This is a genomic window from Streptomyces sp. AC550_RSS872 (assembly GCF_019049285.1).
Lineage (GTDB): Bacteria > Actinomycetota > Actinomycetes > Streptomycetales > Streptomycetaceae > Streptomyces.
Genome location: NZ_JAGMUL010000060.1, coordinates 1 through 16,801 on the forward strand (window position 1 = coordinate 1; position 16,801 = coordinate 16,801).

The 16,801-nt window shown below is 72.2% G+C and carries 15 protein-coding genes; 7 read left to right on the forward strand and 8 right to left on the reverse strand.

Translation table 11 applies throughout. The annotated features are described in order from the left end of the window. Positions 1–93 precede the first annotated feature (93 nt). The 3 genes from KUM44_RS24235 to KUM44_RS24245 all read right to left on the reverse strand — a co-directional run bounded on the left by KUM44_RS24235 (position 94) and on the right by KUM44_RS24245 (position 3,821). Positions 94–1,359 carry an FAD-dependent oxidoreductase gene (locus KUM44_RS24235; protein WP_217210998.1) on the reverse strand — a complete coding sequence of 422 codons (1,266 nt, stop codon included), beginning with the start codon at positions 1,357–1,359 and terminating at the stop codon, positions 94–96. Between the two features lie 166 nt (positions 1,360–1,525). Beyond that, positions 1,526–2,779 carry a deoxyguanosinetriphosphate triphosphohydrolase gene (locus KUM44_RS24240; RefSeq protein ID WP_217211000.1) on the reverse strand — a complete coding sequence of 418 codons (1,254 nt, stop codon included), beginning with the start codon at positions 2,777–2,779 and terminating at the stop codon, positions 1,526–1,528. A 169-nt stretch (positions 2,780–2,948) separates the two neighbouring features. Further along, on the reverse strand, positions 2,949–3,821 hold the full coding sequence (locus tag KUM44_RS24245; RefSeq protein WP_217211002.1) for a sirohydrochlorin chelatase: 873 nt from the start codon (positions 3,819–3,821) through the stop codon (positions 2,949–2,951). Positions 3,822–4,044: 223 nt separating this feature from the next. Between KUM44_RS24245 and KUM44_RS24250 the strand changes: the two genes are divergently transcribed. Then, positions 4,045–4,731 carry a vancomycin high temperature exclusion protein gene (locus KUM44_RS24250; RefSeq protein ID WP_217211007.1) on the forward strand — a complete coding sequence of 229 codons (687 nt, stop codon included), beginning with the start codon at positions 4,045–4,047 and terminating at the stop codon, positions 4,729–4,731. A gap of 124 nt (positions 4,732–4,855) precedes the next feature. Here the strand turns inward: KUM44_RS24250 and KUM44_RS24255 are convergent, their stop codons facing one another. From KUM44_RS24255 to KUM44_RS24265, 3 genes are read right to left on the reverse strand one after another with little or no spacing between them, the layout of a single operon-like run. Continuing rightward, complete coding sequence (locus KUM44_RS24255; RefSeq protein ID WP_217211009.1) at positions 4,856–5,623, reverse strand: enoyl-CoA hydratase-related protein; 768 nt, start codon at positions 5,621–5,623, stop codon at positions 4,856–4,858. Between the two features lie 14 nt (positions 5,624–5,637). Further along, positions 5,638–6,885, reverse strand: coding sequence for a hypothetical protein (locus KUM44_RS24260; RefSeq protein ID WP_217211012.1), 1,248 nt, complete (start codon positions 6,883–6,885; stop codon positions 5,638–5,640). Beyond that, entirely contained in the window at positions 6,882–8,528 is a 1,647-nt protein-coding gene (locus KUM44_RS24265; protein ID WP_217211014.1) for an amino acid adenylation domain-containing protein, read from the reverse strand. The genes KUM44_RS24260 and KUM44_RS24265 overlap by 4 nt, the downstream gene beginning before the upstream one ends. Before the next feature lie 407 nt (positions 8,529–8,935). On the opposite strand from KUM44_RS24265, the gene KUM44_RS24270 reads away from it, so the two are divergent. Further along, a complete protein-coding gene (locus KUM44_RS24270; RefSeq protein ID WP_217211015.1) occupies positions 8,936–11,164 on the forward strand; it encodes a molybdopterin oxidoreductase family protein in 2,229 nt (742 codons plus the stop codon). Here the strand turns inward: KUM44_RS24270 and KUM44_RS24275 are convergent. Continuing rightward, positions 11,124–11,582, reverse strand: a complete 459-nt coding sequence (locus KUM44_RS24275; RefSeq protein WP_217211016.1) for a gamma-glutamylcyclotransferase family protein — start codon at positions 11,580–11,582, stop codon at positions 11,124–11,126. The two genes, KUM44_RS24270 and KUM44_RS24275, sit on opposite strands and share 41 nt — an antisense overlap. A gap of 110 nt (positions 11,583–11,692) precedes the next feature. Here KUM44_RS24275 and KUM44_RS24280 point away from each other — a divergent pair, with 110 nt between their 5' ends. The 4 genes from KUM44_RS24280 (at position 11,693) to KUM44_RS24295 (ending at position 15,318) form a co-directional block, all read left to right on the forward strand. Then, positions 11,693–13,348: a M4 family metallopeptidase gene (locus KUM44_RS24280; protein WP_217211018.1), complete on the forward strand. Its 1,656-nt coding sequence runs from the start codon at positions 11,693–11,695 to the stop codon at positions 13,346–13,348. Between the two features lie 125 nt (positions 13,349–13,473). Continuing rightward, complete coding sequence (locus KUM44_RS24285) at positions 13,474–13,854, forward strand: hypothetical protein (protein WP_217211020.1); 381 nt, start codon at positions 13,474–13,476, stop codon at positions 13,852–13,854. A 189-nt stretch (positions 13,855–14,043) separates the two neighbouring features. Then, positions 14,044–14,577: a hypothetical protein gene (locus KUM44_RS24290; protein ID WP_217211022.1), complete on the forward strand. Its 534-nt coding sequence runs from the start codon at positions 14,044–14,046 to the stop codon at positions 14,575–14,577. A gap of 117 nt (positions 14,578–14,694) precedes the next feature. Beyond that, positions 14,695–15,318, forward strand: coding sequence for a class F sortase (locus tag KUM44_RS24295; protein WP_217211024.1), 624 nt, complete (start codon positions 14,695–14,697; stop codon positions 15,316–15,318). Here KUM44_RS24295 and KUM44_RS24300 read toward each other — a convergent pair. After that, positions 15,256–15,660, reverse strand: a complete 405-nt coding sequence (locus KUM44_RS24300) for a helix-turn-helix domain-containing protein (protein WP_217211026.1) — start codon at positions 15,658–15,660, stop codon at positions 15,256–15,258. The genes KUM44_RS24295 and KUM44_RS24300 overlap by 63 nt on opposite strands. Before the next feature lie 98 nt (positions 15,661–15,758). Between KUM44_RS24300 and KUM44_RS24305 the strand changes: the two genes are divergently transcribed. After that, positions 15,759–16,655, forward strand: coding sequence for an NAD(P)-dependent oxidoreductase (locus KUM44_RS24305; RefSeq protein ID WP_217211028.1), 897 nt, complete (start codon positions 15,759–15,761; stop codon positions 16,653–16,655). Positions 16,656–16,801 lie beyond the last annotated feature (146 nt).

Sequence of the window (16,801 nt, forward strand, 5' to 3'; positions counted from 1 at the left end):
CTTCCTGCACACCTACAACCACCACCGCTGCCACACCGCACTCGGCGGCCACCCACCCATCACCCGCGTGAACAACCCTGCGGGTCAATACACCTAGGCGATCAGGCTCTCAAGCCCGACGTGTGGGTCCGCCAGTGCCTCCGTGTTCACCTCTGCCCGCGAGCGAATCAGCCGCTGGATCGGCTCTGTGACGTCCCACACATTCACATTCATCCCGGCGAGCACCCGGTTCTCCTTCACCCAGAAGGCGATGAATTCTCGTTTGCCCGCGTCCCCCCGGATCACCACCTCGTCGTACGACCCCGCCGGCGCCCAGCCGGAGTACTCCATCCCCAGGTCGTACTGGTCGGAGAAGAAGTACGGCACCCGGTCGTACGTGATGTCCTGCCCCAGCATCGCGCGCGCCGCCGCCGGCCCCCCGTTCAGCGCGTTGGCCCAGTGCTCCACCCGCAGCCGGGTGTCGAAGAGGGCGTGCGGGAAGGAGGCCACGTCGCCGGTGGCGTAGATGTCGGGGTCCGAGGTGCGCAGCTGTTCGTCCACGACCACGCCGCCGCCGTGCGCACGGTCGGCGATCTCGAGTCCCGCCGCTTCCGCCAACCCCGTACGGGGAGCGGCGCCGATCGCGGCGAGGACGTCGTGCGCGGGGTGTTCCTCGCCGTCGTCGGTGCGCGCGGCCAGCACCATGCCGTCCTGGCCGACGATCTCCGTCAGCCGTCGCCCGAAGTGGAACCGCACCCCGTGCTCCCGGTGCAGCTCGGCGAAGAGACCGCCCAGCTCGGGGCCGAGCACACCGTGCAGCGGGGTGGGGTTGTGCTCGATGACGGTGACCTCGGCGCCGTACTCCCGGGCCGCCGCCGCGACCTCCAGACCGATCCAGCCGGCGCCGGCGATCACGATGTGCCCGTTGTCCCGGCCGAGCGAGGTGAGGACGCCCTTGAGGCGCTCGGCGTGCGCGAGGCGGCGCAGGTGGTGGACGCCGGCCAGGTCGGTGCCCGGGATGTCCAGGCGGCGCGGCTCGGCACCCGTGGCCAGCAGGAGCTTGTCGTAGTGGACGACGGTGCCGTCCTCGCCGAAGCGCACCGTCTTCGCCGTACGGTCGATCGCGTCGACGGTCTGGCCGAGGTGCAGCTCGATGTCGTTGCGGGCGTACCAGGCGGGCTCGTGCACGAAGACGCTGTCGCGCTCCTCCTTGCCGAGGAGGTAGCCCTTGGACAGCGGCGGCCGTTCGTACGGGTGGTCGCGCTCGTCGCAGATCAGTATCACCCGCCCGGTGAAGCCCTCCGCGCGAAGGGTCTCGGCCGCCTTGGCGCCGGCGAGTCCTCCTCCGACGATGACGAATGTCTGATCCGCGTCGACCACTTGATGCCTCCTCGTAAGGGTGCCGCCACATGAGCGTCCCGCACGCAGCGTGATGCGGGAAGAGGGGGTGACCCGATCAGGCCACGCAGGGTCACTTTCGGGTGCCCGTTCGCCTCTTGGGCCTCACCGGTCGCGCGCGGGTGAGGGCGGGTGCGCGCGACGGGGCTTACGGCCGGTGCGTGAGCCGCGCGTGCAGGGAGCGCGCCGACGCGTCCGTCAGGGAGGCGATCTGGTCGACGATCACGCGCTTGCGGGCACGGTCGTCCTCGGCCGTGTCGAACAGGGCCCGGAACTGCGGGTCCAGCCCCTCGGGCGCGCGGGCGGTGAGCGCCTCGGCCAGTTCGGCGACGACGATGCGCTGGTCGGCGCGGAGCCGCTCCTGCTCGGCGCGCTGCATGACGTACCGGTCGGCGACGGCCTTGAGGACCGCGCACTCCAGGCGGGTCTCGTGCGGTACGACGAGTTCGGCGCCGTAGCGCGAGAGCCGCCCGTCGCCGTAGGCCGCGCGCGTGGCGCTCTCGGCGGCCAGGCAGAAGCGGCCGATGAGCTGGCTGGTGGCGTCCTTGAGACGGGCCTGGGCGACGGCGGAACCGTCGTAGCCGTGCGGCCACCACGGTTCTTCCTGGAGCCGGTCGAGGGCGGCGGCCAGTTCCGCCGGGTCGGTGGCCTCGGGGACGTAGCGGCCGATGGCGACAGCGAAGACCGCCTGGCGTTCCGGCTCGGCGTGCAGGCAGTTGGGGTCGAGGTGGCCGGCGTGCAGGCCGTCCTCGACGTCGTGCACGGAGTACGCCACGTCGTCGGACCAGTCCATGACCTGGGCCTCGAAGGTGGTGCGGGTGCCGGGGGCGTCCTTGCGGACCCAGTCGAAGACGGGCCGGTCGTCCTCGTAGACGCCGAACTTCGGGGAGTTCGGGGCGGTGGGGTGGGCGCCGCGTGGCCAGGGGTATTTGGTGGCAGCGTCGAGGGTGGCGCGGGTGAGGTTGAGGCCTACGGAGCCCTCCGGGGTGAACCGCTTGGGTTCGATGCGGGTGAGGAGTCTGAGGGACTGGGCGTTGCCCTCGAAGCCGCCGCAGTCCTCGGCGAACTCGTTCAGCGCGACTTCGCCGTTGTGGCCGAAGGGGGGGTGGCCGAGGTCGTGGGAGAGGCAGGCGGCCTCTACCAGGTCGGGATCGCAGCCGAGGGCTGCGCCGAGCTCTCGGCCCACCTGTGCGCACTCGAGGGAGTGGGTGAGGCGGGTGCGGGGGCTCGGGTCCCATGCGTTGCTGTGGGTTCCTGGCGTCACGACCTGGGTTTTGCCGGCGAGCCTTCTGAGTGCGGCGGAGTGCAGGATGCGGGCGCGGTCGCGTTGGAAGGCGGTTCGGCCGGGGCGCTTGTCCGGTTCGGGGGCCCAGCGTTCAAGAGACGGCAGGTCGTACGACATGTCTCGACAGTAAGGGCAGGGGGTGACAAACGGAGTGCGCCTTTGCGTCTGCCGGGTGCGGATGGGTGGCGAGTGCCGGTTCGTGGTGGCTTGTCGCGCCCCGCGGCGGAGCCGCTTATTGGCACAGCCCCGCGCCCCTGAAAAGCAGGGCGTCGCCCTGCCCGGCGTTCTAAGCCGACGCCAGTTCCTGTGCTGTCGTGACCGGCGTGTTCAGCATCTGGTCGTAGCGATGGAGGAGAAGGCGCGCCATCGCCTGGTGCGTGCCCAGGGGGGCCGAGGCTATCCACGGGGCCGCCTGCGCGCACTCCGTAGCGAAGCGGCCCGGGGCCGTGAAGTAGGACGCGATGGCCACCCTCGTGCGGCCTCGGGCGGCCAGCGTGCGCAGGGCGTCCTGCACCGTCGGGGCCGCCGTCGTCGCGTAGGCCGGGATCACCGGGACACCCAGGCGGTTGGCCAGGAGGTGGGCCGTATGGGCGGTGTCGAGTTTCGACTCGGGGTCTCGGGAGCCGGCCGCGGCCAGGACTACGGCGGTCCGGCGGCGGGTGGGCTCGTCCATGCGGGTGTGCCAGCCGGCCTCGACGAGGCGGGCGTAGAGGGCCTCCACCAGCAGGGGGTGCGGGCCGAGGGCGCCGGCCACGCGTGCGCGTACCCGCGACTCGGCGGCCATCTCGGGGATGTCGCGCTTGATGTGGTAGCCGCGGCTCAGCAGGAGGGGGACGAGGATCGCCTCCCGGTCGCCGAGGGCGGCGAGGGTGTCCGGCAGCAGGGGCTCGTTCAGCTCGATGTGGCCGAGGTGCACCGGCAGGCCGGGGCGCAGGGCGCGGACCTTGTCGAGGAGGGCGCGTACGGTGCTCAGCGCGCGCGGGTCGCGGCTGCCGTGGCCCACGACGACGAGCGCGGGCGGGTCGGGGCGCCGCCTGCCGTCGAGCGAGACGAGGCTGAGCTGGCTGGCCAGCTGGCTGCTGATCCGGTTCATGAGGTGCGCCGTACTGTCGAGGTGGGTGGGCGTGGACTCGTCGTGAAGAGGGTTCGACGCCGTCATGAACCGATGGTGGCGGCGCGACGTTGCCTTCCCGTTTCGCGGGAATAACGGGTTCTTACGCCGGGTTCACGATGCCGGACCGGGGCTGTGTGAGCGGTCTTGACCTGCGGTTTCGCCGACCGTAGTGAAGCTGATCACGTGGTGGTCGGTGAACCGCCGGGGCCGGCAGGACGTCCCTGACTGTCGAGAACGGGCCGTGAGCCGACCGGGGAGGGACCATCCGATGCGCCGACCGAAGCTGCCTCGACCACGTCTGCCGCGCACGCGCACCGGGCAGCGGCGGCTGGTGCAGGCCGTGATGGCGGGGTGTGTGCTGGGGCTGCTTCCGGCCACCTGGATGTACCTCGTCGCCGGTGACCGGCTGCGGACCACGGCGGACGTGCCGCGCACCGACGTCGCCGTCGTCTTCGGGGCCGGTCTGTGGGCCGGTGAGCCGTCGCCGTATCTCGCCCATCGGCTCGACGCGGCGGCGGAGCTGTATCGCGCGGGCCGGATCAAGGTCGTCCTGGTCACCGGCGACAACAGCCGTAAGGACTATGACGAGCCCGACGCCATGCGCACGTATCTGACCAGGCACGGTGTGCCCGACTCGCGGATCGTGAGCGACTACGCCGGCTTCGACACCTGGGACTCCTGCGTCCGTGCCAGGAAGATCTTCGGCGTCGACGAGGCGGTGCTGATCAGCCAGGGCTTCCACATCCGGCGGGCGGTCGCGCTGTGCCAGGAGGCGGGCGTGTCGTCGTACGGCGTCGGGGTCGACGCCAAGCACGACGCCACCTGGTACTACGGCGGTGCGCGGGAGGTCTTCGCGGCCGGCAAGGCGGCCCTGGACGCCGTCCTCGAACCCGACCCCCGGTTCCTCGGGCCGCGGGAGACCGGGGTGGCGAACGCGTTGGCGGCGAAGCGATAGAGGCGCCCGGGGGGCTTCTGGACCAGGCCGGCTGCAAGGAACGGCACATCCCGGCCGACCCGAGCGGGAGCGGGGCCGTTGCCCTGCTCCCGCCCCTCGGCGCTCCGGCGCCTGGGTCCTGGGCTCAGCGGCCGGTGAAACGCGGTGGGCGTTTCTCCAGGAACGCGCTCATGCCCTCCTTCTGGTCCTCGGTCGCGAACAGGGCGTGGAAGACGCGGCGTTCGAAGAGGATGCCGTCCCGGAGCCCGGTTTCGAGGGCCCGGTCGACGCACTCGCGGGCCGCCGTGACCGCCGCGCGGCCGTACGAGGCGATGGTCGCCGCCGCCTCCAGGGCCTCCGGGAGGACCCGGTCGTCCGGGACCACCCGGGAGACGAGGCCGCAGCTCCCCGCCTCCCGTGCGTCCATCGTGCGGCCGGTGAGGATCAGGTCCATCGCCTTCGCCCGGCCGATCAGACGGGTCAGCCGCTGGGTGCCGCCGATGCCGGGGATCACGCCCAGCTTGATCTCCGGCTGGCCGAACACCGCCGACTCCCCCGCGACGACGAGGTCGCACATCATCGCCAGCTCACAACCGCCGCCCAGCGCGAGGCCGTTGACGGCGGCGATCTTCGGGGTGCGCAGGGCCGTGAAGTGCTCCCAGGCCGCGAAGTAGTCCTCGGCCGCCATCTGCGCGGCCGTCTTCCCCGCCATCTCCTTGATGTCGGCGCCGGCCGCGAACACCTTCTCCGAGCCGGTGACGACGAAGCAGCCCACCTGGGGATCGGCGTCCAACGGTCGCAGGACGTCCAGGAGTTCGGCCAGCAGATCGCTGCTGAGGGCGTTGAGGACATGCGGGCGGTGCAGGCGTACGGTCACCACGGCGCCGTCGCGTTCGATCTTGAGGTTGTTCACGAGGTCCCTCCCGGTCATGAGTCCCAGATCGCGCCGTACGCCGGAATCCCGCGCCGCTCCAGCCCGTGCACCACCTGCCAGGTGAGCTTCTTGTTGGAGATGCAGATGACAGCCTCGGCGTCGAAGTCGCGGTACGCCTCGTACGCGAGCCGCACCATGTCGGGCTTGCCTTTCCGGGAGGTGTCCCACACGAGCGCATGCGGCTGGACGGCGAGGATCTCGTCGACCAGGGCGTCGCCGTAGGTCGCGCGGGGGTCGCGGGTCGCCCAGACCAGGCGGGAGGGGACCTCGGCGGCGAGGAGGTGCGGGAGGCAGGGGCCGATGCCGCTGCCGGTCGCGACGTAGACGACCTTGGTGAACAGGGTCTCGATGTTGGCGACGCCCGCCGTGGTGATGCCCTTGACCCACACCCTCGACGGCAGGTCGTCGATGAACGAGCCCGTCCAGTCCCCGGCACGCGAGATGGTCAGCCGGAAGCCTGGCTCGCCGGGGGCCGGGACGTTGGCGAAGGAGTGCCATTCCGTCAGCGGGCTGCGGCTGATCGCCGTCGAGGATCCGGCGAAGGGGGTCTCGCCGTGGTCGAAGCGGGCCAGGACGACGTGGGGGGAGGGGCGTTCCAGGCGTACGTCCACCTTGCGCAGCCGCAGCCAGGGCAGGGCGACGCTGAAGGTGACGACCGCCAGCACCGTGAGCGGGACGGGGCCGGACGACGACAGCAAGGTGTGCGTCCAGAAGAGACCCAGGGTCGTCCAGCCGCCGAAGCGGTGGATCTTCTCGAAGTGGTCGTGGTGGCGGGAGCGGAAGGGTGGGAGGGCGGTGGCGACGATGACCGCGAGGAGGGTGATCAGGGTCCAGCTCACCAGTAAGAGGGCCGGATCGGTCGTCGTGAGCGTCAGCGCCAGGAACCATCCCGCTCCCGCCAGCGCCCCGCCCACGTGCAGCCCGCCGAAGTGGTAGACCTTGCCCAGCGTCCAGCGGATCTTCAGCGGCCAGGTCGTCGGCGCCCAGGTGGCCAGTCGGAAGAAGAGGTTGATGACGTACTGCTGGCGGACGAGGACGGCGAGCGCGAGGTTGGCGAGGGCCGCATGCCCCATGGTCCGGGGCGAAGGGGACCAACTCGCCCACAGGAACGCCAGGTTGGTGACGAGGACCAGCGCCGCCAGTCGGTTGTAGTGCATCAGGCGGGGGTGCTTGAGCAGACGGCGTGGGAGTGCGGTGAGCGGGGGCAGGTCGGTGGACTGCCGCTCCAGTGAGGTGGTCATCGGGCCGCCCCCTGAAGTGCCGTCCGTTCTTCCGTCGTCCGTTCTTCCGTCGTCCGATCCTCCGCCGTCCTCTCCTCCACCGCCGTCCTCTCCTCCACCGCCGTCCTCTCCACCACCGCCGTCCTCTCCACCGCCATCCGCAGCAACGCCTGCTTGTCGATCTTGCCGCGGTCGGTCTCCGGCAGGAATGGCAGGGGCATGACATCCTCGGGCACGCAGTAGTACGGCAGCGCGTCCGCCACCGCGCGCCGGGCCGTGCCGGGGTCGACGTCCGCCGGGCAGACGAAGGAGACCAGGGAGCGGGCGTCCCGCCGCAGCGTCACCGCCCGTACGCAGCCCTCGACGGACTCCAGCACCGAGGAGACGGAGTCGAGTTCGACCCGGAAGCCGCGCACCTTGACCTGGTCGTCGGTGCGGCCGAGGTGTTCCAGCTCGCCGTCCGGGGTCCAGCGGCCGAGGTCGCGGGTGCGGAACATGCGGTGGCGGCCGCCGAGGAAGGGGTCGGGGGCGTAGCGCTCGGCGTTCAGGGCGTCGTCGCCGAGATAGCCCGCCGACACGCAGTCGCCGCCCGCCCACATCTCCCCGACCTCGCCGATGGGCAGCGGGCTGCGGGCGGCGTCGAGGACGTAGACCGTGTTGTTGGGGGTCGGCCGGCCGATGGTGAGGAGGGGGTCGGTCGGGCGATGGCGGTGCATCGTGTTGACGATGGTCGTCTCGGTCGGGCCGCAGCAGTTGTGGAAGGCGGCGTGCCGGGCCCATCGGTCGGCGAGGGGACGGGGGCAGGGCTCTCCGGCGACGGCGACCGTGTGGACGCGGGGGCAGGCAGCGGGGTCGAGGCCGGACAGGACCGTCGGGGTCGCGATGATCACGTCGGCCGTACGGGCCGCCGCCGCGGTGTCCTTGCCGCGGATGACGAGGGTGGCGCCGTGGGTGAGGCAGCCGAGGATCTCCCAGGCGGCCATGTCGAAGGCGACGTTGAGGAGCTGGGCCACGCGGTCGCCGGGGCGGATGCCGAGGCCGCCGGGTTCGGTGAGGAGGATGTTGGCGACGTTGCGGTGGGTGACCTTCACGCCATTGGGGCGGCCGGTGGTGCCGGAGGTGAAGAGGACGTAGCAGCCGTCGTCTGGGTGTACCGGCGGGCGGGGCGCCGGCGCGTACGGCTGTGGCTCGTCCAGCGTGATCACCAGGTGGCCGTCGGGGAGCGGTACGCGGTGGGCGTGCTCGGCGGCCGTGAGGACGACGCGGGTGCGGGCGGTGCGGACGACGTGGGCGAGCTGGGCCGGGGGCGCCAGGCCGATGTCCTGCGGGACGTAGGCGGCGCCCGCCTTCAGGATGCCGAGCAGGCCGACGAGCATCGGGATCGAGCGGCGGACGAAGAGTCCGACGTGGTCACCGGGGCGTACGCCCTCGCGGGCGAGGCGGGCGGCGAGGGCGTCGGCGCGCCGGTCGAGTGCGCCGTACGTGATCGCCGCGCCCTGGTGTTCGGCGGCGACGGCGTCCGGGGCGGCGGCGGCCTGCCGTTCGACGGCGCGATGGAGGAGCGGGGCGGGGACGGGAACGGTGGGGCCCCGGCCGTATCGCCAGAAGAGCTGCTGGTCACGGGAGGTGAGGTGGCTCAGAGGGCCGGGAGGGTGCGCGGGCATGGTCGGGGGACCTCCTGACGGGCTGTTTCGAGATGACGGTATTTCGAACGCCGTGCGGAGATACGGTGCGCCAAGCAGGCCACGCGACTTGTGCTGCGGTGGGGCTACGCCCCTCAGGGGCGCGGGGAACTGCGCGACCAGCCACGACGGCGCCGCAGACGAACGACTGTAGTAGCTACCCTTCAACCCTCAACAAGGTGTGACCGGCCAACTACGGTACGGAACAAGACACATATGGCGACTTCCGCGCCAACGGCAACCACAGCCCCACCCGGCGGCGACTGAAGGCGCCGTGCCATGCCCCTGCGCACCCTCACGGCGGCCGGGCGGCGACGGGGAGGTCACCGTCCCGGCCGCGTAACAGGGGGCCGCCGTGCACGTAACACGCCGGAAGCACGCTGAACGGTATGCCGAACTCCGTGACGCCCACGCACTGCCCGTACTGCGCCTTGCAGTGCGGTATGAACCTCACGCCCTCGCAGGACGGGGGTGTCACGGTGGTCGAGCGCCCGGACTTCCCGGTGAACAAGGGAGCGCTGTGCGGCAAGGGCCGTACGGCGCCCGCGGTGCTGGCGTCGGGCGTCCGTCTGAGCTCACCGTTGGTGCGCTCGGGCGGCACGCTCACGCCCGCCACCTGGGAAGAGGCGCTGGACCGCGTCGCCGAGGGCCTGGCACGCACGCGTACGGAACATGGCCCGGACGCGTGCGGGGTCTTCGGCGGGGGCGGTCTGACGAACGAGAAGGCGTACAGCCTCGGCAAGTTCGCGAGGATCGTGCTCGGCACCTCGCAGATCGACTACAACGGCCGCTTCTGCATGTCGTCGGCGGCCGCGGCCGGGATGAAGGCGTTCGGGCTCGACCGGGGGCTGCCGTTCCCGCTGGAGGACATCCCGAAGACCGGCTGTGTGATCCTGGTCGGCTCGAACCTGGCGGAGACGATGCCGCCCTCGCTGCGCTACTTCAACGAGCTGCGCGAGAACGGCGGCACGCTGATCGTCATCGACCCCCGCCGCACGAAGACCGCCGAGCAGGCCGACCTGCACCTGGCACCCCGCCCCGGCACCGACCTCGCGCTGGCCCTCGGGCTGCTGCACCTGGTCGTCGCCGAGGGACGGGTGGACGAGGAGTACGTCCAGGAGCGCACGGCCGGCTGGGAGGACGCGCGGGCCGCGGCGATGGCGCACTGGCCGGAGTACGTCGAGCGGATCACGGGGGTGTCCGTTCCCCAGCTCCGGGAAGCCGTACGGCTGTTCTGCGAGCCGGAGCACGCGATGGTGCTCACCGCCCGCGGGCCCGAGCAGCAGGCCAAGGGCACGGACACGGTGGGCGCGTGGATCAACCTGTGCCTGGCGACGGGCCGGGCGGGCCGCCCGCTGTCCGGCTACGGCTGCCTCACCGGGCAGGGCAACGGGCAGGGCGGGCGCGAGCACGGCCAGAAGGCCGACCAGCTGCCCGGCTACCGCAAGCTGGACGACCCGGCCGCGCGGCGGCATGTCGCCGAGGTGTGGGGCGTGGACCCGGACAGCCTTCCCGGGCCGGGACGCAGTGCGTACGAGCTGCTGGACGCCCTGGGTACGGACATCAGGTCGCTGCTGCTGATGGGCTCCAACCCGGTGGTGTCCGCGCCGCGTGCCGCGCACATCGAGGAGCGCATCAAGTCCCTTGATTTCCTTGCGGTGTGCGACGTGGTGCTGTCGGAGACGGCGGCGCTCGCGGACGTGGTCCTGCCGGTGACGCAGTGGGCCGAGGAGACGGGCACGACGACCAACCTGGAGGGCCGGGTGCTGCTGCGGCGGCGCGCGATCACCCCGCCGGACGGTGTCCGCAGCGACCTGGAGGTCATGCACGAGCTCGCCGCGCGGCTGGGCGGGGAACGGGGCCTGGAGAAGGGCTTCCCGACCGATCCCGAGGAGGTCTTCGAGGAGCTGCGGCGGGCGAGTGCGGGCGGGGCCGCGGACTACTCGGGGATCACGTACAGCCGACTGGCGGAGGAGAACGGCGTGTTCTGGCCGTGTCCGGCGGTGCCGGGTGCCGGGGACGCCGAGGGCTTCGCGGCCCCCGGGGACGGCGAGGATGCGTCGCCGCACGCACCGGACGCACCGGACGCACCGGACGCACCGGACGCACCGGACGCACCGGATTCACTCGACGCCGGGACCGGCGGCCCGGCGCACCCCGGCACGCCCCGCCTCTTCCTCGACCGCTTCGCCACGCCGGACGGCCGTGCCCGCTTCGTCCCCGTCTCGTACCGGGCCATCGCCGAGGAGCCCGACGACGAGTACCCGGTGCTCCTTACGACAGGGCGTGTCGTGGCCCAGTACCAGTCCGGCGCCCAGACCCGCCGCGTCGACGAGCTGAACGCCGCCGCGCCGGGCCCGTTCGTGGAGCTGCACCCCCGGCTGGCGGCGCGGCTCGGGGCGGCCGAGGGCGACCCGGTGGCCGTGGTCTCGCGCCGGGGCCGGGCGGTGGCACCGGCCCGCATCACGACCGGCATCCGCCCGGACACCGTCTTCATGCCGTTCCACTGGCCGGGCGAGGGACGCGCCAACACCCTGACCAACCCGGCGCTGGACCCGACGTCGCGGATGCCGGAGTTCAAGGCGTGCGCGGTGCGCGTGGAGGCCGTGAAGTCGTAGCCCAGTCGCCACTCTCGATGAGCTTGCCGTTGGCGCGCAGCCGGGCGGCGACCGACGGGGCGGCGACATACACCCAGGCCTGTACGGCCGTTGCGTCCGACTCGCGGACCACCTCGCGGGCGACGCGTTCGTAGAGGTTGCGCGGGTCGCCCGGGGCGAACTCCTCCAGGCGGTCGAGTGCGGCCAGGAGCGCCGGGTACTCCCCGGGGCGGGCGGTGACGAGCTCGCCGTGGACGGTGCCGATGTCGCCGCGTTCCTCGACGGCGTACGGGTAGCCAGGGCCGTCGTACAACACCGCTCCGGCCAGTCGCGCGGGTTCCTCGGTGAGGCTGCGGCCGCGCAGGAATTGGTCGTGGTTGGGCTCTCCGGGGCGCAGGGTGCCGTAGACGAAGAACGGGAGTCGGGGAGAGGGGGTCACGGAAACGATTCTCTCCCCTCACACACCTCCACGTATTCACCCTGGTCACGGCATGTGCACGCCCCCTTGAATCTTGGGCATCCTCTGCGCCGCCCAGTTCAAGGAGACCGATGAGCCGAATACGGCGAATACGGCCGCACATCCGAGGTTCCCGACTCGCCACGGCGGGCATCGTCGCCGCCACCGCCACCCTGCTGGCCGCCGCGCTCTCCCCCACGGCCGGCGCGGACGAGAGTCCGACGACGGCCACCGCCGTCAAGAACGCGGCGGCGGCTCTCAGGGACCGCGCGGGGAGCCTGGGGCTGACGGCCGCTCAGGGCACCCGCGTGCGGGACGTGATCGTGGACGCGGACGGCACCCAGCACGTCCGTTACGACCGCACGTACCGCCAACTGCCCGTCCTCGGCGGCGACTTCGTCGTCCATCTCGCGAAGGACGGCACGTACCGCGGCGCCTCCCGCGCCACCGGGAGCGCGATCTCCCTGCCGAGCGTCACGCCGCAGGTCTCCGCGCCGAAGGCGGCCGGCCTCGCGGCGGCCGTGCTGCGGGCCGCGAACGTCGGCGAGACGCTGAAGCGGCTGACGTCCAGGCCCGAGCTGGTCGTCGACGCCCTGCACGGCACCCCGAAGCTGGCCTGGCGGACCGACGCCGTCGCCCAGGACTCCGCCGGCAACCCCGTCGCCCGCACCACGCTGACCGACGCCCGCACCGGCGCGAAGATCGACGCCTGGGACAGCATCGAGCACGCGGCGGGCGACGGGAAGTCGCTGTACGGGGGCACGGTGCCGTTGGAGACGACGGCGTCCGGATCGACGTACCAGTTGAAGGACGCGACGCGCGGCGGCACGTACACCGGCGACGCGGCGAACAGGACGGACCTGTGCATCCTCGCCGTCTGCCTCGACCGTGCCCCGTCGACTGTGTTCACGGACGCCGACAACCACTGGGGCACGGGCACGGCGACCGACCGCTCCACGGCCGCCGTGGACGCGCAGTACGGCACGGACATGACGTGGGACTACTACGAGGACGTCCACGGCCGTAAGGGCATCGCGGGCGACGGCAAGGGGTCGTTCAACCGGGTGCACTACGGAAAGGACTACAACAACGCCTTCTGGGACGACAGTTGCTTCTGCATGACGTACGGCGACGGTGACGGCACCCAGCTCGGCCCGCTGGTGTCGCTGGACGTGGCCGGGCACGAGATGACGCACGGCGTGACGTCGAAGACGGCGGCGCTGACGTACTCGGGCGAGTCCGGCGGGCTGAACGAGGCCACGTCGGATGTCTTCGGCACGCTGGTGGAGTTCCACGCGGCCAACTCCGCCGACCCCGGCGACTATCTGATCGGCGAGAAGATCGTGCGGTCCGGATTCCCCCGGAACGCCCTGCGGTACATGGACAAGCCGTCGAAGGACGGTGTGTCGGTCGACTGCTGGAGCACGGGGACGAAGGATCTCGACGTGCACTACTCGTCGGGGGTCGGCAACCACTTCGCGTATCTGCTGGCCGAGGGCAGCGGAGCGAGGACGGTGAACGGCGTCAGCTACAACTCGCCCACCTGTGACGGTTCTTCGGTGAAGGGGATCGGGCGGGACAAGCTGGGCAAGATCTGGTACCGGGCGCTGACGGTCTATATGACGTCCTCGACGAACTATGCGGGGGCGCGGGCTTCGACGCTCAGCGCGGCGAAGGACCTGTATGGGGCCGGGAGTGTGGAGTACGGGGCGGTGGGGGCTGCCTGGAGTGCGGTGAACGTGGGCTGACGGTGGCTTGGCGCCGGGGGGTGCGGGGTGCTGGATACGCTCCGTTGCCTCCCGGCCCAGCACCTGGTCCCGCATCTCCCCCTCACGGTCCCGGCGCCGCTCGCGTAGGGCGAGCCGGGGGAGGTTTGTCCACCGGCGGCCGGAACGACGCCGAGGTCCGGGTGGCGACCCGTGACCTGGGCGCCGCCGGAACGCCGGACGCGGCGGTGGCGACGGCCGCCTGGGAGGACGTCCTCCGGATCCCGCAGTGGGACGCCGACCCCGTCCGGATCCACGGCGGCCTCCTCCCGGGCAACCTGCCGACCTCCTCCGGCCGCCTCGACGCGGTCATCGCCTTCGGCACCTTCGGCACCTTCGGCGTCGACGACGCGAGGGCGAGGTGCTCGCCGAGTGCGGGGAGCACGGGCCGTGTGCGGCGTGACCTCGCGTCGGAAGATCACCCGTTCACACCCCCGGCCCCCCACCAACGGGTTCTCTGCGCCGACACACCCTCGACACGGCGATGACCTGCTGAAACACCGCCGTACGGGCATGCCGCGCCCTCCCCTGTGACACCCGTTCACCCCGTTTCCGGCGCTTTCTCGACAAGCGCTCGCGCCCCGCTGCCCCTTACCTCGGAAGAGCAGGGGCTCGGCCGAGGCGGCGGCACTTGGGGGTGTCGCGGGTCGTGGGTCCGTGCGCTCGGAGGAGCTTCGATGCGACGTACCGCCCGTGTGCTGACCGGGACCGCGCTGGCCGTCGGTGCCGTGGGTCTCGTCGTCGCGCCCGCGTACGCAGACCACGGCGGTGGCAGCGGTGGCGGTGGCCTCAAGCTGCATCCGTCCTCCGTCGTGCCGGGCGGGCAGGTCACGGTGAGCACGGCCGCGTGCCGGGACGGCGGTGCGGCGGGCGATGCCAGCGCGGTGGGTGCCGGTTCCTTCACGTTGGCGCCGGGCTCGGACGACGAGGACGGGGGCGGGAGGTTCCGGGTGCCGCCGAGCGCGCAGCCGGGGACGTACGAGATCGTCGCGACCTGCGCCGACGGCGGTCGGCGGGTGGCAGGTGACCTGGTGGTCACGTTGACGTCGGCGCCGGGGCAGGTGCATCCGAGAGGAAGTGTGAAGACGGGGGTCGGCGGCGCGTTCGGCCGCGACCCCGTGCAGACCGCGGCCGGCGTGACGGCTCTCGCCGTCGCCGCCGCGGGCGGTACCTGGCTCCTGCATCGCCGGGCGAGAGGCGACGGGATCTGACGGACACCCTCCGCTGTCCGTCCGCCGGTACCGCATGTCCCCTCCCCCTCCGGGTCCGACGCCCCTCGCGGCCCGGAGGGGGATCGGGCGGCCTGACGAGAGTCCCAGGAGGCCCACGTGCGCTGTCAGAGGAACGTCGGCAACGGCGTCATAGCCGCGGTCACCGTCCTGGCCCTGTGCTCCGGCGCCTGGCTGCTGCGCAACGGCACCGCGACGCACGCCCCGCCGCAGCCGTCGGCCGCGCAGGGCGACCCGCACCCCCGCCACGCCGCCGCCCCCGCGCTCGCACCCTCCCCGCCCGACCGCATCCGCATCCCGTCACTCCGCGTCGACGCTCCCCTCATGGGCCTGGGCCTGACCAGGACGGGCAGCCTCGACGTCCCGCCCGCCGAGCGGAAGAACCTCGCCGGCTGGTACGAGGCCGGCACCACGCCCGGTGAGACCGGCACCGCGATCGTCGCCGGCCACGTCGACAACGCCGAAGGGCCCGCCGTGTTCTACCGTCTCGGCGCCCTGGAGCGGGGCAGCACGATCGAGGTGGACCGACGGGACGGCGGCACGGCCCTCTTCTCGGTCGACGCCGTCGAGGTGTACGACGCGAAGGCCTTCCCCGACGAGAAGGTGTACGGCGCGGCCCCACGCCCCGAGCTGCGGGTGATCACCTGCGGCGGCGGCTACTCACGGACGACCGGCTATCAGGGCAACGTCGTCGTGTTCGCGCACCTCACCGGCAGTCGCTGACGGCCGCTCCGGGCGAGCACCCAGCAGGTTCTCCCGGCCCCATGTCCCCAGCGGTGCCAGGGCCTCGTTGAGTGAGGTGCCGCGCGGCGTCAGGCTGTACTCGACACGCGGCGGCACCTCGTCGTACGCCTCGCGGTGGACGATGCCGTCCGCCTCCAGCTCCCGCAGTTGTGCGGCTAGCACCTTCTCCGTCACGCCCGGCAGTTCGCGCCGCAACTCCCCGAAGCGGCACGGACGCTCGTTCAGCGCCCACAGGATGAGCACCTTCCACTTGCCACCGACCACGTCCATCGCCGCGTCGATCCCGCAGATGTACGCCCCCGGCCGCCGTCCGATCGCCATGTGGCCCCCTCCCCTGCCTGGACTCTTTCCCCACGGTAACCACCCACTTCGAAGTACGTACTTGAGCAGGCCGTTCCCCTGCGACGAGCCTAAACGCCATGACTGACAACCCGGCTACCCAGCGAACTCCCCTCACCCCCCTCACCCTCCTCGGCACCGGTGCCATGGGCTCCGCCCTGGCCCGTGCCTGGCTCGCCGCCGGGCACCCGCTCACCGTGTGGAACCGCACGTCCGCCCGCGCCGAACCGCTGGCCGCGGAAGGCGCGTCCGTTGCCGCGAGCGCCGCCGAGGCGGTGACCGCGAGCCGACTGGTCGTCGTCTGCCTGCTCGACGACGCCTCGGTCGGCGAAGCCCTCGAAGGCACCGACCTGTCCGGCCGTGACGTGGTGAACCTGACCACCGGCACACCCGCCCAGGGCCGCGCCCGCGCCGCCTGGGCGCAGGAGCGGGGCGCCCGTTTCCTGGACGGCGGGATCATGGCCGTACCGCCGATGGTCGGGGACCCGGGGTCGGGGGCGTATGTCCTCTACAGCGGGTCGCCCGGTCTCTTCGAGGAGCACGGCGAGACCCTCGCCGTGCCGGCCGCCACCCGTTATGTCGGCGCGGACCCGGGCTTCGCGGCGCTGCACGACGTGGCGCTGCTGAGCGCGATGACCGGCATGTTCGCGGGCGTGCTGCACGCGTTCGCGCTGATCCGCCGAGAGGACATCGCCCCGAAGGACTTCGCGGCCCTGCTGGTGGAGTGGCTCAGCGCGATGGCGCCCGCCGCGCACATGACCGCCGACGAGTTGGAGAGCGACGACTACGGCAAGGACGCCGTCTCCAGCCTCGCGATGCAGGTCGCGGCCAACGCCACGCTGCTGGCCACCGCCGAGGAGCAGGGCGTGAGCCCTGAGCTGCTGACGCCGTACATGGCCCTCTTGGAGCGGTGGCTGGCCGCGGCGAACGGTGCGGAGGGCACCACCGGCGCGGTCGAACTGCTCGACCTGGCCTGACCGGTGGTGCGGTGGCGGCCGGCTCGGCGCCCGGGGCCGGCCGCCACCGAGCCCGAGCCCGAAGCCAAGCCCGATCCCGAAGCCGAGCCCGAAGCCGAAGCCGAGCCCGATCCCGAAGCCGAGCCCGAAGCCGAAGCCGAGCCCGA